Raw genomic sequence first — 23,546 nt, 5'->3', positions numbered from 1 at the left:
ACCCAATCGGGGTTATGGAAGACCGCTTTGAATCACGTACTGGTGATAGCCGAGAAGCCTAAGGCGGCCGAAAAGATAGCTTCGGCCCTCGGCACTCCGAAAAAGAAGAAGTTATACAACGTTCCTTATTGGGAAGTTGTTAATGGAACTAAAATAATAGTAGCGTCTGCGGCGGGCCACTTGTACGGAATAGCTGCCAAGTCCAATTCGTTCCCCATCTACTCATACGAGTGGAAACCCTTGTACGAGATAGATAAAAGTTCCTCCCATACTAAAAAGTTCCTTTTAGTCCTAGGTAAGGTCGCCAAAGGAGCTTCTCTATACGTTAATGCATGTGACTACGATATCGAAGGATCTGTGATTGGCTTTATGGTAATCAAGAACTTAGGCGACTTGCGAAAGGCAAGGAGAATGGTCTTTCACGCACTGACTCCCCAAGAGCTGAGGAGAGCTTGGAGGAACTTGAGACCGTTAGATTGGGAAATGGTGGAGGCCGGACTAACGAGACACGAACTGGACTGGCTCTGGGGAATAAACGTCTCGAGGGCGTTAATGAGGGCCTATAGGGAGGCAACCGGGAGATCGAAGAGTTTATCGGCCGGAAGGGTGCAGAGCCCGACCTTACTGGAAGCCGTCAAGAGGGAACTTCAGATCGGTACCTTCGTTCCGTTACCCTACTTTTCAATTACAATTTCGTCAAAGGGAGTTACGTTTGAACCATCTATTAAGTTCGAGAAGAAGAGCGAGACTCTCTCATGGAAAAGCAAGTGCAATAGAGGCGTGGTTAGAGACGTCGTTTCTAGAGTTGAGAGGCTCAGACCGCCTCACCCGTTCAACCTTCCCGATTTGCAGCAAGAGGCCGCCAGGCTGTTCGGTTTCTCACCAGCCAAGACACAGAAAATAGCTGAAGACTTGTATCTAGACGCATATATCTCTTATCCAAGGACTAATAGCCAGAAGTATCCGAAGGACTTAGACTTGAGGGGAATACTAGACGCATTAAAGAAGTCGCAGTATTCGAAGTACGTTTATGCACTAATTAAGGAAACGAAGGGCGTCCTCCAACCTAATAACGGCCCGAAAGACGATCCAGCGCATCCGGCCATTTACCCTACCGGTAAAGTCCCAAGTGGTCTCGATAAGGAACATGCAATGATATACGACCTAATAGTGAGGCGCTTCATGGCTACTATGGCCACCGAAGCCAAATACGAGGTAGTAACTGTAGAATTGGAAGTCAATGGGGTAACGGTGAAGGCTACCGGAAGGAGAACCTTATGGAAGGGATGGAGCTTATATTACCCATTCTCTGCACCTCAAGAGAAGGAATTACCTGACTTCTCGAAGGGCGAGGTCGTTGAGGTAAGTTGTTCCTTGAGACAGCAATTGACTAAAGCGCCCGAGAGGTACACTAAGGCGAGCCTTGTTAAATGGATGGAGAAGGTTGGAATTGGAACTGAAGCTACGAGGGCCAGGATAGTAGAGACGTTGTTTAAGAGGGGTTACTTGAGGGACTTGAAGGGTAAGGTCTACGCGACTGACTTGGGTATAGCAGTTGCCTCCGTCCTGCTGAACTTCTTCCCCGAGTTGACGAGCGTTGAATTAACGAGGAAGTTCGAAATCGAGATGGAGAACGTGCGGCTTGGTAAGAGGAAGAGGGAAGAAGTAGTAGAGGAGGCGAAGAGCGAGTTGAAGAGGTTGATATCAAAGTATTTACCGAGGCTAGGGGAAGTCGGTTTAAGCTTGGCTTACTCACTAGGGGACTTAGAGCCCTCTAACCCTTGCCCGATATGCGGTAGACCCAGAGTCGGGCAGTTCTGCGAGGTCCACGAAATCGCTCTAAGCAACCTTAAGTCAGTCTATCCCGTTTGGAAAGAGAGGATGGGACTGAGTTGGAGGGAGTACTTGGAAAAGGCCTCCAAAGGGAAATCCTTCGGAACTTACGTTAGGGAAGTTGCGACATACGTTTTAGGAAATACTCCTAAAACCTCTCCTTGAGAACTTCGCCATCGGTGCTTAAATGATAATAGAGGCGCTGCTGTACTTACTGCCGATCTCCTTAACATCTCACCATTACGACTTCACGGTATTCTTCAGAGCAACCGCGCTCTTACTTAACTTCACTAATCCATACAATGTAGATCCCAGTACACCTTGGATCTATTCCAACCCCGTTACGTACCCTCAATGGTACGCTTACCCTCCGTTCGCCCTCTTAGTATGGGGGGCGCTCTCCCTACCCCTCAAGACCTTGGGGATGCTGAACTTAACGACTTTCAGAGTAATAGAGAAAATAGTCCTAGTAGCGGCAGTCTTTTGGATGGCTAGGCGCCTCGAGGAGATCAAGAGCGGTTCTCGGAACTTCATTCTATTGAATCCCCTCGTTTGGTTTACAGCATCCGTTCACGGTATGCCAGACGTACTGGCTTCGTCGCTACTAGTCGAAGCTTTGTATCGAATGCGAATAGGCGATGGGTTCTACTGGATACCTTTGGCTCTTTCCTTAAGTACGAAACAGACTTCATGGATAGCGTTACCGGCTTTCGTTGGAATGTGGATAAGGGAGAGAAGGTTTAGAGACCTGATTCTAACTACCTTACTCTTTGCTTCATTGAACTTACCCTTCCTTAGCGAAGGTTACGTTTCCAATGTCCTTTCAATGCATAACGAGAGACCGCCCGCTTCCCTTGGATACACTGGAATCCCGTTACTCATAATAGCAGGCGACGTGGCGACCTTTCACATAGCTAATATAGTTGCTCCTTGCTTCGGGAAACCTTTGCCCAAGAACGGAATCGGTTACTACGTTCTATCCGTGACGTTCTCGTTATTCGTTATAGCGTCTTTAATCAAGTCCTTAAGAGGGAAGTTCGGTTCCGCTCTAGCGCTTTCCGCTCTAGCCTTCATTCTCTTTAGTAAAGTTATAAGTCCTCAAAACTTAGTAATTCCATTGATCTTGTTAATGATCTATGGGGTAGATTTCAAATGGTTAGTATTACCGAGCGTATTCGCTACCTTCGTCGACCTGGTCTTCGGGACAGCTTACGGCCCTCTAGGTTACTTGGCTGAGGACATACTGAATAGACTCGGCTTGAGTATAGTGTACCTTTATAGGGGCACCTTGGGACTACAAGGACTGTTTTCAGCTATTGGGGCGCTCTCGCTTTTACTATATCACGTAACGATAGTAATTACGCTATATGTCTTTAGTAAGAGATATATGGATTGGAGGAAGTTCATGGTCTTGTATGTAGTTTACTTGGTTCTAGTAACGAACTCAGTTACGCTAAGCAGTGGCGAGGCTCGATACGTAGCGCCCGTCAATGGCGAGAAACTTGCAGTCCTCTGGCTCTGGTTAAACCCCTACAATGGATTTAGGGCAGGAGATTACGTAAGTTTCAATAGCCATGTGGAAAAGTACTACGAATACACGTACCCAATAGCGAAGGAGATGACCAAGTGGTTGAAGGAAAGGGGTTACTCGGTCATCGGCCTCGTCTACTCGGTAGATAGAGATAACCTTTACGAATACGTTCCTTGGCTCTTTGCCATTCACGAAAGCAACTTAAAGTACGTCTGGGTAATCGTTGAGCCCGGTAATTACAGCGACTACGTAAGGGGTTGGGCCAGCTATCCTCCCGGATATCCCTTAAATGGAATCATACAGAGGGCGTACAAGCTCACGCCTAATTACCTCAACGAGAAAGTAGAGGGCATTAGCGATCTGCTAAACGTAACTATTCTCAACGAATGCCCAATAAATTATTTAACCGTTAATGGGAAGCCCGTAATCTATGTGATAGGAAATAAGCTTCCTTCCTTCGAGAAGGTAATAGTAATGAGATTGCCTAACAACGCCACTATACTCAACGACTTCTATAGGGGAGTAGTAGTGAGGGGTACTCCAATTACTTGATTAATTCATGGAAGGGCTTAAGGAAGCTAACAGCTCCTAAATTAGCTGGTTCAAGAACTAATCATTCTAACGCCGCAACTTTTCACAGATCTCGGGAACTCCTTTTAGATCTCAAAAGGCGCTATGAAAGTTTGGGCTATGAGGAGGGTCCGGTCCATCTGATGAAATGAGGAGATTGCTGGACCCCACCCGAGCCTTCAATCTTTCCTTATGACCACTATATCTCCTAAAGTTAGTTCTTCGGATGGTAGCTTCGCCTGACCTTCCTCCTCCGTGTATTCTACCTTCCGGATTAACTTTACGTTAAGCGCCTTTTCCAACTTCTTAGCCAGTTCTAGGTCCGGTTCCAACCTACCAAGTTCAATTCTCTTTATAACATTCTCACCAACTCCGACCTTCATTCCAAGCTCAGCCCTACTCATTCCCAAGCGTTCCCTCGCCTCCCTAACTCTCTCGTAGTAGTCCTCTACGATTTCGTATTCAACTACCTTCTTCTTAGGCTTCTCAACTTTCCTTTCCTCCTTTTTCTCGACCTTCTTCTTAGTAGTAGTCGGAACGGCCTTCGCCCTAACTGATCTGTAGCACCTCTCGCAGAGCAACATTTCCGTTCCTTCCACTACCACTCGATACGCCTTTCCTTCTATTGGGGATCCACACATTTCGCAATAGAGCTTAGATTTCAAGAAGCCTTACCGCCAAGCTTTCCGAAGATCCGAAATAAAAATTGATCACTTGCAACGAAAAATAGCGATAAAAGACCTCGCATTAGAGAGTTAGCTGGGTTAGAAGAGTTTGGAAGTAGTCATAAAGCCTACCTTGAGAGCTTACTTTAGCGAAATATTAATGTTAATCTTGAGCGCGATCGCTATCCTAGCGGCACCTCTCGTACCAGAAAGTTACAGGAGCTATTGGTACGCTCTGCCAATTGCCGTGATAGCGCTCTCGTACTTCGTATCGAAAAGGGCATTCGTACTCACTTTGATTTCATTACTGCCTTCAATGATTCTCTTTTACCTCTACGGTCCCTTGTACGCGGCGTTAGCTCTAATAGTAGTTGCCGTGGAATTCTACATGTTAGTAATCTACGTTAGGTCAATGAAGTACGTCTTAAGCGATGAAGGTTTAACGATATCGGTGGAGTTCCCACTATATAGTAAGGTTAGAAGCATTCCAAAGAACGTTATTGGCGAAGTTACAGTAGCTACGGACGCTCTCGGTAAACTCATGGGTTACTCGGAGATAATAATAAAGCTGAGGAACGGTGAAGAAGTGAAGATTGAAGCAGCTCCTAAGGAGCTAGCGGAGAAAGTTAAGGAACTAATAACTTGAGGTTTTGAATAGCGTCTCCTGCTTTTGAAGTCTTAAACGCCTCCTCCCCGTTAATATCAGGGAACTTAAAGATGGCTAGAAAGAGGCTTCCTAGAGTTGGAGAGCTCGTAGTAGCCACAGTTAGGCAAGTGTTCGACTACGGTGCCTACGTTACTCTAGACGAATACAACGATTTGGAAGCTTACTTACCATGGAGCGAAGTGGCTTCCAGATGGGTCAGGAACATAAGGAACGTCTTAAGAGAGAACCAGAAGATCGTCGTGAAGGTCATCAGGGTTAACAAGAAAAGGGGTACCGTTGACGTTTCCTTGAAGAAGGTCCTCGAGTCTGAGAAGAGGCAGAAGATGTTACTGTACAAGAGATTGAAGAAAGGCGAGAACCTCCTCAAAATAGTTGCGGAAAAGACTGGAATGGATTACGATAAGCTCTACAACATGCTCGAACCTCTAATTCAGAAGGAGTTCGGAGACTTACTTGGCGTCTTCGAGGACACCGCGTTAAAGGGTAAGGAAATTTTGGTGAAGGCCGGGATTCCCGAAGAGATCGCCAGCGCTATTGAGGAGGTAGCTAAGACGCACGTAAAGATCAAAGAAGCTGTGCTAAAGGGTATGGCAATACTCCAAACGTTCGACCCGGAAGGAGTAGACAAGATAAGGAGGGTCCTAATGAACGCTTACGATTTCATGAAAGGGGACGAAATAAGGGTTAGAATATACACTATAGGTGCGCCTAGGTACGTAATAGAGGTCCACGCGTTCGACTACAAGACGGCTGGCAAGACCTTGGAGGCCATAGGACAAAAGATACTTGAGGACGCTAAGAAGGAGGGCTTCCACCTATACCAGTTCCAACAGGTGAAGCAAAGTTGAAATGGTTAATGAGACAGTGTCCCAACTGCGGCAGGTATACGTTTAAGGAAACGTGTCCGGTGTGTGGAACCCCTACCAAGGTCCCGCATCCACCTAGATTCAGTCCGGAAGACAAGTACGTGAAGTATCGGATAATGGCTAAATACCTTCAGAATGGAAACGAGTAGAGCTCCAAATTCCTCCTAAAGACAGCCCTGGCCTCACCGGGCGCGAGAACTGGCTTTTCCAAGTCTCCATAGTCGTCCAAAGGTAATCTGGGACAAGAGGTAATTACTGCGAAATCTACCTCCTCCAGAACGTTCGCAACGAACTCCTTAGTGAGTATTGGAGCCTTAAATAACCTAGCTTTAAACCCTCCCCTAGAGGCCTCGAGGAACAATGCCTTAACTAGGTTCTCCCTGCTTTGCCCCTCTATTCCATCTATTATCGCAACTTCCCTTCCTTCCATTGCCTCAGACACTTTCCATAACCTTCTCTTTAAAATCGGGTATGGATTCACTCTTTCCCATCTTTCAGAGTAAGGGTCGAAGGCTATAACGTCCCTCTTTAAATATAGAGATGCACCTAAGGAATGGAACTTTCCTCCAGCTATTATTAAGTACTCGTCGTAACCCCTCCTCAAACCCGTGTAATCGCAACCCAAAACGAGTCCACGGGGCGTGCTGAAGGAAAGCTCCACGTTCACTCCTTCAGCTTTCATTTCATCTATGACCTTTTTCACGGACTCCAAGTGTTGAGCGGTCGTACCGACAAGCGTCCTCTTCCCTTCCAGCTCGCTCTTAATTTTATGTAATCGAACCTCACCTTTCCAAGGACAAGGCAGGAACAGCGTTTTCTTCGAAGGTTTCCACCAAGGGTAAGGGTAATGACCTAAGTGGACTATTGCGTCGCCCAAGTCTTGGAATACTAGGCAAGCGCCGAAGCTAGGCATGGCCGACCTAACGCATTCCAAACCTCTCTCTTCGATAAACGAGCATACGGCTTTCGCCTCCCTCCATAGACCGGGCGGCGATTCGACAACAACCCTACCCTTGAGCCCCCTTAGGAAGCTCTCCAATAACTTCCAGTCTATTTCGTAACTCAGCTCAAGTTCACCTCCCTAGTAACAACGTATATATCAGTCACTACTGAGACCTTTACCGCAGAGAAGTCTTCGAAGTTCGTGCTAGGACACCAGACAATTATCGTATACGTACCCCTTTCCACTCTGACACTCTTGAAAGCCGGTATATATACCCATCCCGCATTGGAGTAAAAGGCCTTCCTTTCCACTCCCAAGTAGCTCTGAAAGATTACAGTGGTGTTGGAGGCACTGAACGACGTCTCTACTTTATTTCCCCCCGACTTCGTACGCTTGCGGAACTGCGGCTATTACGGTAGTCCACTTATCAGCGTACCCGCCTGGGCCATCCAGATAGAACCACTCAGTTCCTACTTGCGAGGAGCTGGCTTCGTCTACGGCAGGTCTCTGACAACCGCTTGAGAAGAGGATTAGACCGGGATATCGGGAATCTTCATCGTCTAGACCCTTCACCGAACCGTAATAACCGGCCACTCTCAGAGCCTTGCATCCGAATTCATTGGCCTTCGGATCGTCAGCGCTCAATAGGAATTCGCTCGAACTACAGATCAAGTTTCCGCCGGCATATACGTAAACGCCATTTATTTCAATCGCATTAGGCACTCTGAGAGTTAGGAACAAGGCGCTCCTTCCGTTACTGGTCACTGTGAAGAGGTACGCATCAGTAACTTCGGGTATTGGCGGAAGCGGATTCGCGGAGAGCATGGTTAGTAACTTGGCAGTCCAACCGTAGATTGTTACCGCTAGGAACACCGTTATTACTAGCAAGAGTAATTCCGATACTAAGCTGGAGACTGCTTTCAAATCGCTCTCCTTCCTCCTAAAATTTCTCGTTCACTCTTTAATCCGATACGGAATGAACCCCTAGGTAAAACGATGAAGGAACTACAGACCCTATTTAAACTAGTTTCGGTTTACTCTCCAAGCGGTAACGAGGAGGAAGTTAGGGAGACGCTCAAGGAAGTTATAGAGGAAGTAACGGGCGGCACGGTAGAAGTTTGGGAAGATGGGGCTGGCAACGTACTTGCATCTCCCTCGAAGAAACCTCAATACGAAGTCGCATTGATCTCTCACATGGATACAGTACCGGGTTTCCCCCAGCCTAAGATAGTTGGGGACAAGGTCTATGGTAGAGGTGCGGTGGACGCGAAGGGCCCTCTAAACGCGATGATATGGGCATTAGCTAAGATAGGCGAAGGACCGATTTTGCTGGGTGCAATGGTTAGGGAAGAGACAGATAGCTACGGCGCCAAGTACTTAAAGGAAAACGGGCCGAAGGCTAGATACGTAATCATCGGAGAACCATCGAACAACACTAACGTGATAATAGGTTACAGAGGCTATGCTTGGCTCAAAGTGGAGTGTAAGGCCAAGGGAGGCCACGCTTCCTCTCCAGAAGTCGGGGAAAGTGCGGTGGATAAGCTAATAGAATTGTACTTAAAGGCGAAAGAGAACCTCCAACCAGCCACCGTTTCCTTAACAACCATCGTTTCTAAGAACGCCTTCAACGTTTTGCCGAAGGAAGTTGTAGCTCAATTCGATGTGAGGTACCCAAAGGGCGTTGAACTAGAGTCCATACTGAAAGCCTTTGAGCCTTGTGATGTTGAATTAGTCGATGGCTTACCTCCGGCGGAAGTTAAGCCTTCTTCCCCGGTACCGAGGGCCTTGGCGAGGGCAATACTGAAGAGCGGTAAGAGAGCTAGGTACGCTAAAAAGAGAGGTACCAGCGATATGAACGTGTTGGCCGAAGTCTCGGAGAGCATTGCAGCTTACGGTCCCGGAAAGAGCGAGCTAAGTCATACTGACGGCGAAGTAATGAGCTTAGAAGAGATTAAACATGCAATAGAAGTATATGAGAGAGCAGTCAGAGAGCTACTCTCCTAAAATATTTTTATTTTCGCACCTTCGTTGACGCTCGGTATTAGATCTGTTTCATTTATCAAACCACCTATGAGCGCTAATACCTTTCCGCCCTCCTCCGTGCCCTCCAGTATCCTTAGTATTTTGTCAAATAAATGAGATATTGTTCTAGCATGTGGGTTAGTATTAGCCTTTATTGCAACGCTCATGTAGTGCGCGAAGTGCCTGAAGTAGAGCTGCCTGGATAGCGGTATTAGGACAGCTAAGTTGAGGCCGTTCAAGGAAATTACTTCGTCCCTCAACCTCATGATTTCAGCAGCTGGCACTTTGTTGACTATTAAGTTCTTACTCCTAAGGTTTAATTCTTCCATTAATCTGATGCTTTCCTTTATACATACTATGTTTTCGTTAGATATCAGTACGGGTTCGCTGTCCATAATGAATGAGAGCGGACCCCTCATCAACTCCTCTATTAGATTCATGGTTAAAATGTCGTAAGAGGCCGTAATGATAACCGTGTAATTTCTCTTTATAAGATCTTTTATTTCTATTGCCATCTTGCTAATTATTTCTTCAAGTCTGGAGTTCACTAAACCGAGGTTGTAGTTCAAGTCCTTGATGCAAGTGGGAGTAATGAATCGAGTGTAGTAGAAGTTGTCGTGTCGAGGTATTTTCACTATCGCTTCGGAAGGGTGGTACCTTCCCATTAAGTAACCCAAGTAACAGCCCCTTATATCGAGGGGAGAGACAGCGTTGGACGATATGTCCATGATTAAGTACTTCCCTCCACCTCTCCTCATAGCTAAGTGCACTGCCGTTTCGTAAGCGATTAAGTGTCTACCACTACCACCACACGGCGATAATTGTACCATCAGTTTCATCGGGTTCACTCTCCGTGTCCTTTATAGGATACTACGCGAACCCCTTAAAACTGTGTTCGAGAAACTTAATTTACTGCTATTTTTGGAAATCTCCGGTGTCAATAAAACTCCGTACTTTTAATATTGCTTACCGGAACCAATTAAACGCGAAGACCCATGAATTGGAAAGCAGTGTTGGTCCTAATTTTAATTCCGTCCCTCGCGTTCGCAATGAGCAACGGTGCGCCAGCCCTCGAATGTAGTCAATGTCACATGGACGCGAAGCCGTTGTCTTCCAACAACATAGTGGTCGAAGGTCTAATTGAGAAGGACGGTAAGTACTATTACGAACCGGGTAAGTTCTATAAGTTGAAGATAAAGATTGTTAACGTACCTAATTGTACCGAAGCTATGGTTCACTGCGGCGGCTTCGCATTCAGCGCATCAGCAGGGAAAGTAAAGGTAGTCGATCACGAACATACGTTCCTCACCAGCGTCTTCGATCTAGGTCTAGGGGGTATGGTTGAATACGTAACCCACACGGAAAAGGGCTCCCTCGTGAGGTCTAGGGCGTGGGAAGTGAGTTGGAAAGCTCCCGAGAAGCCAGTGGTAGTAGGTTTCAGGGTTGCTAGCATAGTAGCTAACGGCGATGCTTCGCCCAATGGCGACATGTACGGCGTAAAAATATTCTCTGCGTTGCCCTACGGCGTTCCTCCGGAGAAGATAATTAATCAGAACACCTTCACTTCAAATGGTTCTAATACGATATTACTCTATATGGTACTAGCGTCCCTAATGACCTCCCTAATATCGCTCTTCGTTTCGATATTCGCATTAATAAGCAGCGGTAAGAGGTCTTCATAACATTCCAGCATTCTCTAACTTCTTTCTAAATAACTTATTTTTCCGAGCCATTTCGTATAAAGCCTCCTCAACGCTTCCCTGGAACTTGAACTTAACGAAAACTCCCGTATGACCTCTTTCCCTTCTTCTAGTCAGTAGGGCGATTCTCTCTTTAATAGTTAGAATGGATATTCCCAACAACTTTGCTGCCTCTCCTTCCATACCTATTACCGGTTCCTCCCAGTGTCCCTGATCTGTCGGTACGATCAAATGAAGGGACTTGTCTATTCCCGGAACCCTTAAACCCTTCTTAAGCCCCTCCAGATCCAGCTGACCACCGAACGCATAGAACTCTATTTCGGACCTCGAAAGGGGAGCTAACGGGAAGGAGATCACCACCTCTTCCCTTTCGTCTAGGGCTAGGTAAGCCTTGGGTGTGCTGAAGGGAGTCGCTTGAACGATGTAGCCATGTGAGAAATGCAGCCTGAGTTCTACCATATAAGGCGGAACGGGTCTCAGGATAGCGATGTCCACGTCGCTGTCTTCCCTAACGTCCCCTCTAGCAACTGAGCCGTGTACAATTGGATGTAAGTCAGCTAGTTTTTCCATTACATTAATGGCCTTTTCCCTCTTAGTCCTTAAAACGTTCCATCTCTTCGCGTTGTAAATTACTTGCATCTGAACACCTCCTCATCTTCAATAACGTTTCTCTGGCCTTCTCCAAGTTCTCTTTAGTTGGTTCACCTAACTTCTTGAGTATTTTCTCAAGTTCAAGTTCAGAGACGCTACAATTTTCTAACATTTTAGCGCTAGCTTCTTCTATACTCTTTGTCCCCCTGACTGCGTTAGCCAATGGGCTTTGAACCTTTTTAGGGTCTAAGAAGAACGTCGTGGCCAAGACGGGGCTTAGGAGTAGCTTTCGCGAGCCCCTCCTAATTTCCACTTCCCCGAACTCTCCGGAAGCGGCTCGAAGCACCACTCGCGACGCCTCAGTTTTCATGAATTTCATAGCCCTTTCGCAAACCTCTTTTAGGTTCCTTGATATAACGAAGCCGCCCAAGTTTCCTCCGTTCTTCCAGACCATAGATATTCTCCTTAGAACCTTCTCAGTGGGCATCTCCCCATCGCATCCAGGTCCCACTACGGCGAGTTGCGACGTTTCCAAATCCTGTAATACGGCTAGAGCTATCGAATCCGTGAGGGGACTCCAGACGTCGTCATCGCCCGGCATAGCTAGAACGTCTCCACCAGCATCCACGCCTATTACTATATCGCTCCCAGTTAATTCAATCGCCTCAAGGAAACTTTGGTATAGAGAGTAGTATCCTCCCGTCAAGTCCAATAGTATTACGCTTTCGCCCGTAGCTTTGGCTAGCAACGCTGCTTCCGGTTCGACCTTCTTTCCTTCCCTTAAAGAGAATTCACCGCCTCTAACTACAGCTATCCAATTGTACTGCTCCGCTCCCTGTACTTCCTTTGGTGAAATCGGTCCCGGAACTGGATCGCGTACCATTCTTTCCCATACCACGGAGGCTAAGAAAACGCGATATCCCAATTCCCTTAGATAGGTTGCAACGCAATGGGCAGATCCTACGTCTCCTCCTCCGCCTATTCCAGCTACTAGGACCCTTCCCCTCAAAGTATAGCTCCATTGTATATCGCTAGCTACAATTCAAAAGGGAATTGCTTTTACTTCGATATAGCTTCCAGAACCTTCTTAGCTATTTCCTCGACGGCTTCATCATTTATCGCGGTTGGACCTATAGCATTGTGTTTCACTTCGGAAACTGATTTATACCCGCAACCCTCTAACGTCTTCTTCAGATCGTCTACTGCCGCGCTCGACCATCCATAGCTCGCGATTATCACGACTTTCTTTCCGTTACCCACTTTCCAGCAGAGCTCTTGGGCCACGAACTTCAAGTAAGGGAAAGCCTCCACTTCGTAGGTCGGCGTCGCGAAGACGATTACTTCTGCATCGGAAGCGTCAGTAAGGATTTCTGAAATAGGCGCCCTCGAAGTGTCATTAAATCCGTAAGTAACTACTTCCATACCGTTCTTGACTAGAGAACATTCTATTCCCCTAGCCATTTTCTCTGTTGTACCATACGTTGATGCGTATACTATTAGTACCTTGTTCTGCCTTGGAACGGAATTGGCTACGTTCTTGTATATTTCAATTACTCTGTCCGCGGACTTTCTCCATATGAGGCCGTGAGCGGGAGCAATGACCTTGGGATTTATTCCAAGTTTCTCTAATTTCGAAACGTTTCTTTCAATCCATTCCCTATAGTGGCCTATTACTGTAACGACGTACTTCCTAACTGCTCTTACCATTTGCTCTACGTTAACGCACTGATCGTCGTAGAGGGATAGCGGTATTCCGTAACCTCCGAACGCATCGCACGTAAGCAGTACTCCTTCGTCCTCTATCCAACTCATCATTGTTTCGGGCCAGTGAAGCCATGGTGTATGAACGAACCTTATTTTCTTGCCCCCTAACTCTAGGGTTTCGCCGTCCTTGACTGGTTTGAAGCGCGCTTTAGCCTTCGGGAAGGCAGTCATCATTCTACCAGCTAATGGGTGACTCAAGACCTTTACGTTGGGTGCCCACCTTACTACGTCTTCCAAGCTTCCAGAATGATCGGGTTCTAAGTGGTGAACTACGACGTACTTGAGCTCTTCTGGGGAGGTTACCCTCTCCAACGCCTCTAGGAGAGTGCTCGAAAACTGCCTCTTCCAAGTATCGAAGAGTACGTCCCCTTCTTTCGTCTTTAAGAGGTATGCGTTATAGGTAATTCCTTCCGGTATCTCCCAAAGGGCTTCGAAGTACTTCGTGTATCTGTCATCAACCCTTAACACGTACAAATCGTCAGTGAGGCGAGATAGGTGGTAGAGTACCATTCTTCTAACCCAGCTACTAAGTAAGTACACGCGCTTTTAATGAGTCCCTTTCCTCTTATTAACAATCTTAAGTATTTTCTTGAGAACTGAGTCATCGAGATTGAATACCTCTTTCGCAATAATGTAAACGTACTCATCATCGGGAAGCACTTTCGGTATGCCTATTCTAAGGGAAAGCGATTGCTTTAGAGCTTCCTTGTCCAGCTTGTCCCTAATTTCGCCCTTGGCTATACCCTCAGCTACCCTAAACGCTATATAGAATCTCGCGTACTTCCTTGCAGTCTTTTCCTCTTCGGGAAATACTTCCATTGCCTTATGCAAGAGCTCTATTAGCTCTTTCTCATCCTTAAACCCTAGTATGACCGCGGTGAATACTACGCGGAATATCCTCGATAACGTATTACTGTTTATTTCACCAACGAGCTTAAGAACTCCTTCCCTGTCGCCCTTGAGTAAGAGTTCTGCGGCCTTCTCTAGCCTCTCCTCGTATTCGAATACATCCCTTAGTTCGTCCTCTATACCTAGTCCATACTTCGCTATGACGTAAAGGGTCGCCATCTCTTTGTCCGTAATGTCTGGTGGTAAAGCGAGTCCTCTGAAGGGCGAAATGCCCTCCCTCTTGTAAGCGTTAACTAGCCTTTTCTTAACTTCCTCCCTGTTCAAGTTTTCTTCCATCGCTTCAGCAAGCAAGTCCTCAGCGACTTCTATCTTCTTCTTGTAAATCAAACCTTAATCCCTATTCGGATTAGTTACGTAGGGGCTCTATAATCGATGAGTTCTACTAACCCCCTCAGTGCGAGCATCACTCCTATTGCTCCATCAAAGGAGGCCTTCTCGCCTTTGCTCAGCACGATCCTTTCACCGAAAACCTTCATATCAATTGAATACTTCGCTTGAACGTAAGTCTCAAGCCCGTGAAAAGGGCTCAAATGCGGACCGTAAGAGAAGTTGCTATATACCTTGACGACCCGCAAACCGCTCTTACCGTGAAGGCTCCCTGGAACCCTCAATAGCCTACTAGTATCTACTGTGACCTGCTCGTCCACGTCCACCTTAGCTAATTCGAAGGCCCTCTCCAGAACTCCCTTAGGATCATCCACCTCGCTCCACGTTTTCAATCCACTTGGAAGCATCAGCTCTAACGCTTCCCCCAATCTTCCCCTCCATCCAGGTTCCCAGCTCTTGGGAATAACGCAATTCGATTTGATACATATTTTCCCTAGGTCGAACAAGTTTCCGGTTACGAAATCAACTATTTCCCTCCTTAGGTCCGAGCCTTCGAAGTCGTAAGGGGTCCCCCTCGCTATTAAGTGAAAGCCTCTATTGCCTGAGAAGTGAATTTCGAAATTCTCAATAGATAAGTACTTCTTAAGTACCTTCTCGAGCTTCTTAACTTCCTCGAACCCCCTTTCAATACATCTCTCAGGAACTATTCCTATTACCTTTCCCTCGCAATCCTCGTTAACTGGAACTACTTCATCTTTACAAATTTTGTAATCTCCCTTGCAACCTTCGAAGTGATCAACGTCTATATCGAATTGTAAGTCGGCGCGCTTCCATCCCTTTTCATCCATTGAAGGCGCTCCCGGATCCTCGTAACTCGCTGTCGAAACGAACAAGTGCGCGCCCTTCTTCTCAATTACTATCTTTCTAAGTTCCTCTACGGATCTAACAGCGAGGTGTCTAATCATTACTCCGCTAAAGGTCTGTAGAGCTACTTCCCTCTCGGGTAAATCGTCCGGTGGCTCAAGTTTCGCTTTAGAATAGTATTTTGAAAACAAACCTTCTAGTTTAGAATACCCTTGGCGCGACGATGTAGACAAACGAACCACCTTCCGGGAGGGTGAAGGTTATTCTCAGAGGCATTTCGTTACTAAACTCCAAGATAGCTTCATTGGAGATTTGAGATACTTGAGTAACGTACGTTAGGTGTTCGACTCCATAGGACGACTTCGCCGGCAAGTTCTCTTCATTAACTTCATAACCAGTTAGAACCGTCTCTGTGGGTACGTCTATTTCGGCCTCTCCTAGGTCGCTCACCGCCTCTATCCTCAAACTCGAGGGTTCTGCCACGAAGGTAACAGTGTCAGCAATGGGTTCCAAGTCCTTCACTATTTCTCTGTATACGTCTGGAGTCATCGTAGCTTTCACGTCTAGTTGGAGGTCCACTTCTGGAATGTTTTCTCCCGCTAAGTCGAGCTGAGGAAGCGTGAACCTCCTTATACCCTTCCCCTTAAACGTTATGCTGTAGTTGCTCTCGCCTACTTCTAAAGTTAACACGTCTTCTTTTTGTGCCCTTCGAAGGACCTTCACCAAGTCCTCTAGGTTCACGCCGAACTCCAGTTCACCATCAATTTCGTATTCTGAAAAACTGCTAGCAGGTAGGAAGAAATCTATCAGTACTATTTTCGCTTCATCCATTGTTTTTATCCTTAGACCTTCTTGAGAAACTTTGATCGTTGTTTCGCTAACTGCTTTCACTATTGATTGCATGATATATTTCCATGCCCTTGCGTCGATGAAGGTAAGCTTCAACCTAGTACCCGTAAATGCTTTCGCCAGTTACCAGTAATTTAAGGAAGCGCTCCAAATATCTCCTTAAGCACTTCCTCGACTGGCGTTCCAGGGGCCTTTGTAATTATCTTAACGCCATAAGTCAATGCGGCTTCCGTAACACCGGGTCCTCCGGCTTCTGGAGCTACTATTACGTTTACGCCCTTTCTAATTAAGTACTCGACTAGCGATCGACCCCTCCTCCTTTCAGCCTTTATATATGGGTTAAGGAACCTTTCCACTTCCTTACCGTTTTCGTATATGCAAATCAGCGGTGCCAAACCGAAGTGATGAGACACGGTACACTTACCCTTTATGCATTCGCACGTAACAGCCACCTTCATGAATTTCCACTCTCCGTAAGGTCAAACCTATACGCGGATTAAAGGTTAGGTATACCTATTTATAAGTTTCCATTCCCAATTTATTCACCATCCCATGGTGAATGCCCATCTCCACCTCTTGTCCAAATTCGCTTTTCCATTCATTCATAATCAATTTACTCATTCCCTCAACCTTAACCATTTGAATTCAGAAACAATGGTCTTCTTAAGCACCTTCAGTTTCTACTAGACTTCCCAATGGTCAATTCCATTTCAACTCAATCATTCAACATTGTATTTGCAAAACCAAATAAGATTTACCAATCCAGAGGTTATACCATCAGTACACGGTCCTTTCAAGATTGATCTTTACAATGAGAAGGAGCTTAGAGGGGTTAATAAGCGATCATGGGAACTCTGATGATCATGGGGATTTCTACTCCAGCCTACCTTATACAAGCACATACATGCATATATTGGACAACTAATTGAATTTAAGTTCTGAAAGGGAAGGTGTGAATGTGGAAAGGAGAGCTAAGGGAAAGGGTTAAAAGATGGAGAATTGGTTGTTTAAATAGGAGGGCAACGGTAGAGATCCAAGAGGGAATAGAAAGTTCTCCTCTTCCATCCGACCCACCTCACGTTATACTACTCGGTAGAGATCCAAGAGGGAATAGAAAGTCTATGTCGTCGACGATCTCAATGAATTCTATCGTAAGGTAGAGATCCAAGAGGGAATAGAAAGCTTGCTCCTGCTGTACGCTCTGACACTTATCGCTAGTTCGGTAGAGATCCAAGAGGGAATAGAAAGTCACTTAGTTCAGCTAACTTCGTTGCGGTTACTTGACCGCGTAGAGATCCAAGAGGGAATAGAAAGAAATTTCCTTTTCTTCTTCTCTTCTTCTTTCCAATCCCCTGTAGAGATCCAAGAGGGAATAGAAAGTTTCATGGCAAATTACAGATCCGGCCCATTCCTATTAATTGTAGAGATCCAAGAGGGAATAGAAAGCATCTAAGAACATTCCATCCAATTCCGTTGATTGACTCTCTTTGTAGAGATCCAAGAGGGAATAGAAAGATCGACGAGAGTTCAGAGAGAATTCTCTTGTTCTTTTCGTGTAGAGATCCAAGAGGGAATAGAAAGTCTGTCGAGTCGGATTTCTGCAACTGTGTGTTCGTTCAAAAGTGTAGAGATCCAAGAGGGAATAGAAAGCGAACCCCTCCTCAGGCCTGGCGCTCAGGCCTGACAACTCGTGTAGAGACCCAATAGGGAATAGAAAGAGTTTATGTGCCCACTTGGTGGGAATCCTTATATAAAGTAAAGTCCAAATAGGGAATAGAAATATATTGAACTTAGTAAATTTGCTAATATCTCGCGTATAGTCCTAACACTGAGTGGAAAGAAGGCATTCCGGAACCTTCGAAACGTAGAACGAAATTACTAACAGAGCCGAATAAGATTGGAAACGAAATTTCAGTTTCCAATGCAGTTTTAAGAAGTTCTTCGTTGAAAACTTATTTTCAACGTAAACTGTAGTCAATGTTACTGGAATACTGCTTGAACGCGTTTTACCCTAGGCAAAGATCAATATATAGGGTTTCGAAAAGTTGAGACTCGCCTTAATTACGCTCCTACTCCCGTCCATGATACTCGCCCTAACGCTGAAGTATAACGTAATGGCAATACTCAAAGACGGTTCAATAATAGGTTACGGGATTTTAAGAATTGATTACGTTCCACCTTACGTTACCTCAGACGTAAATTGGCAAACGTATTTTTGCGACCCGTATTATTGCGGAGCATTCGAAACGTTACTCAATCCCGCCAGCAAGTTCGTGGCATTCAACCAAGTGGTTCAAGAAAAAACTAAGGTCGGACTCGGGGCGCTCGGTTTGCCGCACGGAGTTATACCGTGCACCAAATATCTAATTAAAGAGAATGGTATTAAGTACTACGCTTGCGTCCAGAAGGACGTAATAGTTTACGAGTACTATCCGGGAGAAGGCTTCGAAAACAGAGTGGTCCTTGTACCAACGCTACAAGCGTTCAGATTAATAGATATGGAGACGGATCCGGTACATCCAGCAATTAAGGGAATCTTAGGATTAACTTCGGCAGTTACAACGCTTGCCGCCCTCTATTCCTTTATAAATAGGAATAAGGTGGTAATCGTTTGAAGAGTTAGGTGAGGGCAGTGGTCTTCCAAGTAACGCCCTTGGAACTCTTGATTCTCATTCTGAGCGACAGGGGGTACAGCATCGAGGAGATATCTAAAATTCTAGAAATAGATAAAGAAATGATGAACGACTTGATAGAGGACTTAACTGAGAAGGGCTACGTTAGACTCAAGAAGAAGAGGAAACTTCTTGGTAGCGAAACGTACCTCGAGGTTACAGAGGAAGGGAAGAGACTGCTTGAGGAAATTAGGAAGGTCTTGTGGAACGTATTAAAGTCCGTTGAGGGGATGGTAGAGAAGGGCAACTACGACGGAGCCAAAACGTTCGTATCGAGATATAGCGAGTACCTCCCCTACGCCCCCCTCTTAGGGGTTTCCTCCAAAGATTTCGTAGACAAACTCATGAGCAGGCTAGGGATAATTCCGACGTACGCCCCTCCCGAACACGTTTACGAAGCCTTGGCTTCTTCGGAGGAGTGGTGGGAAGAGTTCTAGTAAACCCTCTCGAACTTATCCCTTTCCTTAATTGGTCTGGTAGCGTCTATTCCTACCTTTGAAGTAAGTCCATTGGAGCTGGGATCCAACGAGGAGCCCCTGGCGTTATTAATTACTATTAAATCGTCCTTCGCTTGGAACCTGGTTGCTATAGCCCATTCCACTTGTTCAAGGTCATCCGGATCAACGTCTTCGTCCACCACTATCGCGTGCTTTAATGAGGGGTGTCCAGCGAAGGCCGCCAAGAGGGCGTTCTTCGCATCACCGTCGCTAGCTTTAGTTATGCTAATAACCGCATGTAACCACATTCCTCCTCCAGGCGTTAACCTAACTTTGTGAACTTCCGGCACTACTTTCCTTACGGAGTCCCATATCGATGCCTCCCTAGGATAACCCATGAGGAACTGGTGCTCTCTCCCCCCGGGAAGTATCAGGTGAAGGGGCTCAGTAGGGTTCCAATAGACTGCATCGACCTCCAATACTGGTTCTTCACGAACTTTATCGTAAGTGTGTAAGAGGTCCACGAAAGGTCCCTCCTTAACCCTTTCCTTAGTTAGTCTCCCTTCTATTACAACAGCAGAATTCCTAGGTACGGGAAGTCCGTAAATTGGGGTCCTAGCTACCTCTAAGGAACCAGCTATTCCGGCCGCAACCTCTAGCTCGAAAACACCAAAGGGTAGGCTCAAGGCCGATGCGAACTCCACCTCGCTAGGTGCCCCAATTACTACAGCAACCGGTAGCTCCTCACCTTTCTCAATGGCCTTCTTATGTAACGTGAACAAGTGCCTAGGAACTAACCTGACTGCGCACCTTCTCGAATCGAGTTTCATAGTTCTATGGAAGGAAGCGTTGCACTTTCCTTCGTAACAAGATATGTATATAGAGGCAGTGTGATACTTACCCCCATCCTTCGGGTAAAACTTTACCCAAGGCAAGTCATCTAGGTCCTTGAGTTTAACGAAATTGAACTCAGTTTCAATCAGTTGACCCTTTTTGGCTTCTATAAGCTTCTTGTAAGCGTCCACGTCGTTTTCAGAATTGAGAGCTTTGTGTACGGCCTTCCTTGTAGAATATAAGGCGGAGGCTACCCTTACGTCGCTACCCTTTACTTTATAAATTACTGGCTTCCCCGCTTCCTCGTACTTCTTTATGAGCTCCCTAACTTCCGATTCGTCTACCGTTCCTACGTCTACGGCTCCTAATTCTTTTAAAAGTGAATTTAATGAAGGCATTCCGATCCCCACGGTATCTCAAAACCTTTCTGACCAATATTGCTTTGAGGCGCAAAATACAACATACGTTTAATATTCACACTATAGTTATTCACATATGGCGGAAATTGAATGATCGCGCCGTGTTCAGCAAAGGTTAGCGTGAGTAAAGATGACATCTACTTGGAAGTGTTTGATATGGACTCGGAGTTGAGCTTGGATATAGATTTGACGAGCAACGTTGTGACGTTTATGCAAGGGTCCAAGTTTAAGTCATTTAAAGTAAGGGATGAGGAAATACTAGATCTAGGAGAAAGGGTTACCGACGTTATTCGAAAGGAATGCGAGTTGGTCTCAAGGGAAAACAACGTGGCCCTCTATACTTGTATTTGCGGGATTAGTAAGGAGATAACGAATTTAGTGTTCCCTTTTCTTGGCAACAAAGTAAAAGAGAGGTCCCGAAGGAACTCTAGTTTAACCATCTCTTTACCTTTACTTTAACTCCCAACTCCCCAATCTCCTCTCTCCACATATTCTCTTCATCAGATTCCATGTTACCCTTGTAACAGTACTTGGAGCACCATTCCTTATCCCTAGGATCGGTCAAGGGTTCAGTTACTAGTGGATTAACTACTACCGTAACTTTCGAAGGATCGAACATGGATATTATTCTCTTTATTTCGTTTAAGTAGTTCTTAGTTAAGTCCTTGGCAACGGGTATTCTGAGTTCGACTTCTTTCCCCATACTAGCCAACTTTTCGATGCATTTCAGGAAGGTGTTCCAAAGGTCGTCGAAAGCTCCGTTAAGACCATAGAGTTCTTGGTAAGGAACCTTGATATCAGTAGCTACGTGGTCGGCTACCTCTATTAACTCTATTGATTGCTTAGTGGTGCAGTTCGTATTAAGAGAGAACGGGACACCTACCTTCTTGGCAATCGAGCTCAACGTCGTAACTAGCTTCGGTTGTAACGTAGGTTCGCCTCCCGTTAGGTGGAGTAAATCGACGAAGTCGCTCGCGTCCTTAAGTTCTTCTTCAAACTTGCTCACTGGAAGTTCCACGCATCCTTGCCACTCGGCAGTTCTCCAATTGTGGCAAAATGGGCACTTCAAATTACAGCCGCAGGCCCACGTAGTAAAGGTTACCTTTCCAACAACGTCTACTAGTGAGAAAGGCTTCCAACCAGCTATTAACACTGCTTTCCCCCTAAAACTATTGCTAGTAATCGGATGAAATTAAGGGGGAGGGAGTGTTACGAAAGTGCCCCTTTACTTATTGTTAACCTTCCTGACTATCGCCATGTATCCGGTAAACGTTATTCCGAATTGTTCCGGTCTGGTGGCTCCTTCCTCCACTTTAAGCCTCCTCTCGCTTACCTCTAAGGCTTCTATCCAGATGAACTTGCCTCGGATCGCTGCCTTTAATTTCTCTAATTGGTTAAAGGTTGGAACCCAAAAGGCTACTGAAGATCCGCCTTTAAGGACTTCCCAGACGGAGTCGATCACTTTCCACGGATCTCCAACGTCAATTATTGCTAAGTCGAAGTATTCCTTTGGGTAAACTTCCGCAACCTCCTTCAAACTTGCTTTAACGAAAGTTACGTTCTCATTTAATCCAAACTTCCTTAAGTTCAATCTAGCCGTCTCCAAATGTTCCCTCCTCACTTCGAAGGTATGTACCTCGCAACCGAACCAAGAAAGGGTTGCTGTAACGAAGCCCGAACCGGTACCCCCTTCTAAGCAACGCTTCCCCTTTCCGGCCCCTAACTTGATTGCCATTAGAGCGACGTCCTTTGGGTAGATAACTTGAGTTCTCCTAGAAAAAGAATATAGTATGTCTTCAAGCGTTGGCATTAATAAATAGGCCTTGAAGCCCAAGCTCGTTTCCACAACCTCCCCGTACCTCCTTCCAATCAGTTCCGATAGATCGATTTTGCCCCTATCGCTAGCGTATTCCCTTCCTCTCTCGACCCTAACTATTTTCTTTCTCTTTCGATCGATGTATATTAAAACTAACGACCCCTCTTCAATATTCATTGAACCTTCCCAAAAGAGCTCGTAGGGGCCGTAACTAATTGCTTCTCAACGGGGTGTAACGGAATTGATTTTTAGAGTCATATACTAGCCTGCTCATCATCGATCAGATCCCGTCTTCAAATCATCCCCTCGCGACCTTTAAGAAGTACTTAACCAGTTCCTTTGCTACGTCCACGCCCGTTACTTCGCTAAGTCCGTTCCATAGGGGCGAGGGATTAACTTCTATTATTTTCACGCCTTCAGGCGTTTCAATCAAGTCCACGCCGCCATAATACAAGCCTAACGCCTCGAGCGCCTTCACAGCTATCTCTTCATATAGGTCTTTCGGAGCAGGGTCAGCGTTCTTAGAGACGTGGTAATTCGTGGCGAACGCATCGTAAGATATTCTGTACATGGCCGCTACGACGCCTTCCCTAGTAGCTAGGACCCTAACGTCCCTGGCCTTCTCCAACTCTTCTTGAAAAACGGAGTCTAGGGGATAGGGCGTCTGGAGGTAGAATATTCCGTCCTCCGTAATTGGCGTAACTCCAAATCCCAGGCTCCCTGAAACGGGCTTTAGGACGCCCTTCCCCAAAGTAGAAAGCCTCTTCAGTAGATCGCCTTTGTTCCTAACGAAGAAGGTTGCTGGAACGGGTAATCCGTTTCTCTCAAGTACCTTTATTGAGGTATATTTATCTCTAGCTAGTATCATGGACTTAAGTGGGTTTATTGTGAGTCTCTCGTCCAGACAAGTAGCTATTGCTTGTAGCCTAATTGAGCTGTAATCGTATCGTGCTCCTCTTAGGAGAATTAGGTCGAATCGTTCAATTGAATAGCAGTCGAAGTCGTCGAAGCGGTAAAGCAAGGGATCTATTCCATACTCTAAGAACTTGCTTCGGAGCTCTATTGCGCTCGGTGGCGGCCTCCTTTGAGGGAACACTATCAAGACTTTCAAAGAACATCACGATGCCTCGGAATTGAGAGCTTTATAAATTGTGTAAGGGGGCATTGAAACTAGTGGATGAGGAAGGCTATTTGCGCTGAAGGGTGACGAGTAGGGACCTCACCGACATACCTTATAATCTGTTCATTTTGTGGGATTGCGGTGGGA

At 46.0% G+C, this 23,546-nt stretch carries 26 protein-coding genes and 1 CRISPR repeat array; of the genes, 10 read left to right on the top strand and 16 right to left on the bottom strand.

Going from position 1 to position 23,546, the window contains the following annotated elements:
* The first annotated feature begins 27 nt into the window (after nucleotides 1-27).
* Nucleotides 28-1,998, top strand: a complete 1,971-nt coding sequence (locus tag EYM_RS06345) for a DNA topoisomerase I (RefSeq protein WP_075050225.1) — start codon at nucleotides 28-30, stop codon at nucleotides 1,996-1,998.
* Between the two features lie 22 nt (nucleotides 1,999-2,020).
* On the top strand, nucleotides 2,021-3,916 hold the full coding sequence (locus EYM_RS06340; RefSeq protein ID WP_075050224.1) for a hypothetical protein: 1,896 nt from the start codon (nucleotides 2,021-2,023) through the stop codon (nucleotides 3,914-3,916).
* Between the two features lie 197 nt (nucleotides 3,917-4,113).
* On the opposite strand, the gene EYM_RS06335 is transcribed toward EYM_RS06340, so the two are convergent.
* Nucleotides 4,114-4,599: a multiprotein bridging factor aMBF1 gene (locus EYM_RS06335; protein ID WP_236943410.1), complete on the bottom strand. Its 486-nt coding sequence runs from the start codon at nucleotides 4,597-4,599 to the stop codon at nucleotides 4,114-4,116.
* A 109-nt stretch (nucleotides 4,600-4,708) separates the two neighbouring features.
* Here EYM_RS06335 and EYM_RS06330 point away from each other — a divergent pair, with 109 nt between their 5' ends.
* The 3 genes from EYM_RS06330 (at nucleotide 4,709) to EYM_RS06320 (ending at nucleotide 6,281) form a co-directional block, all read left to right on the top strand.
* The gene (locus EYM_RS06330; protein WP_075050222.1) at nucleotides 4,709-5,245 is read left to right on the top strand and encodes a PH domain-containing protein; all 537 of its coding nucleotides are present in this window, start codon (nucleotides 4,709-4,711) and stop codon (nucleotides 5,243-5,245) included.
* A 71-nt stretch (nucleotides 5,246-5,316) separates the two neighbouring features.
* Nucleotides 5,317-6,114, top strand: coding sequence for a translation initiation factor IF-2 subunit alpha (locus EYM_RS06325; protein WP_075050221.1), 798 nt, complete (start codon nucleotides 5,317-5,319; stop codon nucleotides 6,112-6,114).
* Complete coding sequence (locus EYM_RS06320; RefSeq protein WP_075050219.1) at nucleotides 6,111-6,281, top strand: RNA-protein complex protein Nop10; 171 nt, start codon at nucleotides 6,111-6,113, stop codon at nucleotides 6,279-6,281. The genes EYM_RS06325 and EYM_RS06320 overlap by 4 nt, the downstream gene beginning before the upstream one ends.
* Here the strand turns inward: EYM_RS06320 and EYM_RS06315 are convergent.
* Genes EYM_RS06315 through EYM_RS06305 form a run of 3 tightly spaced genes read right to left on the bottom strand, consistent with a single transcriptional unit; the run spans nucleotide 6,263 to nucleotide 7,999 of the window.
* On the bottom strand, nucleotides 6,263-7,171 hold the full coding sequence (locus EYM_RS06315) for a diphthamide synthesis protein (protein WP_075050218.1): 909 nt from the start codon (nucleotides 7,169-7,171) through the stop codon (nucleotides 6,263-6,265). The two genes, EYM_RS06320 and EYM_RS06315, sit on opposite strands and share 19 nt — an antisense overlap.
* A 23-nt stretch (nucleotides 7,172-7,194) precedes the next feature.
* A complete protein-coding gene (locus EYM_RS06310) occupies nucleotides 7,195-7,386 on the bottom strand; it encodes a hypothetical protein (protein ID WP_075050217.1) in 192 nt (63 codons plus the stop codon).
* A gap of 58 nt (nucleotides 7,387-7,444) precedes the next feature.
* Nucleotides 7,445-7,999 carry a hypothetical protein gene (locus EYM_RS06305; protein ID WP_075050216.1) on the bottom strand — a complete coding sequence of 185 codons (555 nt, stop codon included), beginning with the start codon at nucleotides 7,997-7,999 and terminating at the stop codon, nucleotides 7,445-7,447.
* A 72-nt stretch (nucleotides 8,000-8,071) separates the two neighbouring features.
* Here EYM_RS06305 and EYM_RS06300 point away from each other — a divergent pair, with 72 nt between their 5' ends.
* Nucleotides 8,072-9,079, top strand: coding sequence for a M20/M25/M40 family metallo-hydrolase (locus tag EYM_RS06300; protein ID WP_075050214.1), 1,008 nt, complete (start codon nucleotides 8,072-8,074; stop codon nucleotides 9,077-9,079).
* On the opposite strand, the gene EYM_RS06295 is transcribed toward EYM_RS06300, so the two are convergent.
* Nucleotides 9,076-9,936: a hypothetical protein gene (locus tag EYM_RS06295; RefSeq protein ID WP_075050213.1), complete on the bottom strand. Its 861-nt coding sequence runs from the start codon at nucleotides 9,934-9,936 to the stop codon at nucleotides 9,076-9,078. The genes EYM_RS06300 and EYM_RS06295 overlap by 4 nt on opposite strands.
* Before the next feature lie 156 nt (nucleotides 9,937-10,092).
* Between EYM_RS06295 and EYM_RS06290 the strand changes: the two genes are divergently transcribed.
* Nucleotides 10,093-10,779: a choice-of-anchor V domain-containing protein gene (locus tag EYM_RS06290; RefSeq protein WP_157058791.1), complete on the top strand. Its 687-nt coding sequence runs from the start codon at nucleotides 10,093-10,095 to the stop codon at nucleotides 10,777-10,779.
* Here EYM_RS06290 and EYM_RS06285 read toward each other — a convergent pair.
* The 7 genes from EYM_RS06285 to EYM_RS06255 are packed head-to-tail and all read right to left on the bottom strand — an operon-like array spanning nucleotide 10,774 to nucleotide 16,559.
* The gene (locus EYM_RS06285) at nucleotides 10,774-11,436 is read right to left on the bottom strand and encodes a nucleotidyltransferase domain-containing protein (RefSeq protein WP_075050210.1); all 663 of its coding nucleotides are present in this window, start codon (nucleotides 11,434-11,436) and stop codon (nucleotides 10,774-10,776) included. The two genes, EYM_RS06290 and EYM_RS06285, sit on opposite strands and share 6 nt — an antisense overlap.
* Nucleotides 11,390-12,397, bottom strand: coding sequence for a DUF1152 domain-containing protein (locus tag EYM_RS06280; protein ID WP_075050209.1), 1,008 nt, complete (start codon nucleotides 12,395-12,397; stop codon nucleotides 11,390-11,392). Before EYM_RS06280 ends, EYM_RS06285 begins: the two co-directional genes overlap by 47 nt.
* Nucleotides 12,398-12,447: 50 nt before the next feature.
* Nucleotides 12,448-13,662, bottom strand: coding sequence for an FprA family A-type flavoprotein (locus EYM_RS06275; RefSeq protein WP_075050647.1), 1,215 nt, complete (start codon nucleotides 13,660-13,662; stop codon nucleotides 12,448-12,450).
* A 36-nt stretch (nucleotides 13,663-13,698) separates the two neighbouring features.
* Nucleotides 13,699-14,388 (bottom strand): DUF2192 domain-containing protein, encoded by a 690-nt coding sequence (locus tag EYM_RS06270; RefSeq protein WP_075050207.1) that lies wholly within the window; start codon nucleotides 14,386-14,388, stop codon nucleotides 13,699-13,701.
* A 23-nt stretch (nucleotides 14,389-14,411) separates the two neighbouring features.
* Nucleotides 14,412-15,485 carry a DNA primase small subunit domain-containing protein gene (locus tag EYM_RS06265; protein ID WP_157058790.1) on the bottom strand — a complete coding sequence of 358 codons (1,074 nt, stop codon included), beginning with the start codon at nucleotides 15,483-15,485 and terminating at the stop codon, nucleotides 14,412-14,414.
* Complete coding sequence (pcn, locus tag EYM_RS06260; RefSeq protein ID WP_075050203.1) at nucleotides 15,454-16,197, bottom strand: proliferating cell nuclear antigen (pcna); 744 nt, start codon at nucleotides 16,195-16,197, stop codon at nucleotides 15,454-15,456. The genes EYM_RS06265 and pcn overlap by 32 nt, the downstream gene beginning before the upstream one ends.
* A 38-nt stretch (nucleotides 16,198-16,235) precedes the next feature.
* Nucleotides 16,236-16,559 carry a NifB/NifX family molybdenum-iron cluster-binding protein gene (locus EYM_RS06255; protein ID WP_075050201.1) on the bottom strand — a complete coding sequence of 108 codons (324 nt, stop codon included), beginning with the start codon at nucleotides 16,557-16,559 and terminating at the stop codon, nucleotides 16,236-16,238.
* 567 nt (nucleotides 16,560-17,126) lie between these two features.
* A CRISPR array of direct repeats spans nucleotides 17,127-17,819; the repeat unit is 26 nt; unit sequence GTAGAGATCCAAGAGGGAATAGAAAG.
* Between the two features lie 327 nt (nucleotides 17,820-18,146).
* On the opposite strand from EYM_RS06255, the gene EYM_RS06250 reads away from it, so the two are divergent.
* Both EYM_RS06250 and EYM_RS06245 read left to right on the top strand, forming a co-directional pair.
* Nucleotides 18,147-18,716, top strand: coding sequence for a hypothetical protein (locus EYM_RS06250; protein WP_075050199.1), 570 nt, complete (start codon nucleotides 18,147-18,149; stop codon nucleotides 18,714-18,716).
* Nucleotides 18,717-18,733: 17 nt separating this feature from the next.
* On the top strand, nucleotides 18,734-19,210 hold the full coding sequence (locus EYM_RS06245) for a hypothetical protein (protein ID WP_075050197.1): 477 nt from the start codon (nucleotides 18,734-18,736) through the stop codon (nucleotides 19,208-19,210).
* On the opposite strand, the gene EYM_RS06240 is transcribed toward EYM_RS06245, so the two are convergent.
* Nucleotides 19,207-20,442, bottom strand: a complete 1,236-nt coding sequence (locus tag EYM_RS06240) for a UbiD family decarboxylase (protein ID WP_075050196.1) — start codon at nucleotides 20,440-20,442, stop codon at nucleotides 19,207-19,209. The genes EYM_RS06245 and EYM_RS06240 overlap by 4 nt on opposite strands.
* Nucleotides 20,443-20,553: 111 nt before the next feature.
* Here EYM_RS06240 and EYM_RS06235 point away from each other — a divergent pair, with 111 nt between their 5' ends.
* Complete coding sequence (locus tag EYM_RS06235) at nucleotides 20,554-20,922, top strand: hypothetical protein (protein WP_075050195.1); 369 nt, start codon at nucleotides 20,554-20,556, stop codon at nucleotides 20,920-20,922.
* Here EYM_RS06235 and EYM_RS06230 read toward each other — a convergent pair.
* The 3 genes from EYM_RS06230 to EYM_RS06220 all read right to left on the bottom strand — a co-directional run bounded on the left by EYM_RS06230 (nucleotide 20,891) and on the right by EYM_RS06220 (nucleotide 23,390).
* On the bottom strand, nucleotides 20,891-21,616 hold the full coding sequence (locus tag EYM_RS06230; RefSeq protein ID WP_075050193.1) for an anaerobic ribonucleoside-triphosphate reductase activating protein: 726 nt from the start codon (nucleotides 21,614-21,616) through the stop codon (nucleotides 20,891-20,893). The two genes, EYM_RS06235 and EYM_RS06230, sit on opposite strands and share 32 nt — an antisense overlap.
* 72 nt (nucleotides 21,617-21,688) lie before the next feature.
* Entirely contained in the window at nucleotides 21,689-22,456 is a 768-nt protein-coding gene (locus tag EYM_RS06225) for a tRNA (adenine-N1)-methyltransferase (protein WP_075050192.1), read from the bottom strand.
* Between the two features lie 121 nt (nucleotides 22,457-22,577).
* Nucleotides 22,578-23,390, bottom strand: a complete 813-nt coding sequence (locus EYM_RS06220) for an ATP-grasp domain-containing protein (RefSeq protein WP_075050190.1) — start codon at nucleotides 23,388-23,390, stop codon at nucleotides 22,578-22,580.
* Nucleotides 23,391-23,546 lie beyond the last annotated feature (156 nt).

This window comes from Ignicoccus islandicus DSM 13165, from assembly GCF_001481685.1.
Lineage (GTDB): Archaea > Thermoproteota > Thermoprotei_A > Sulfolobales > Ignicoccaceae > Ignicoccus > Ignicoccus islandicus.
The sequence above is the reverse complement of the archived record's forward strand: the minus strand, read 5'-3'. Positions and strand labels throughout refer to the sequence as shown.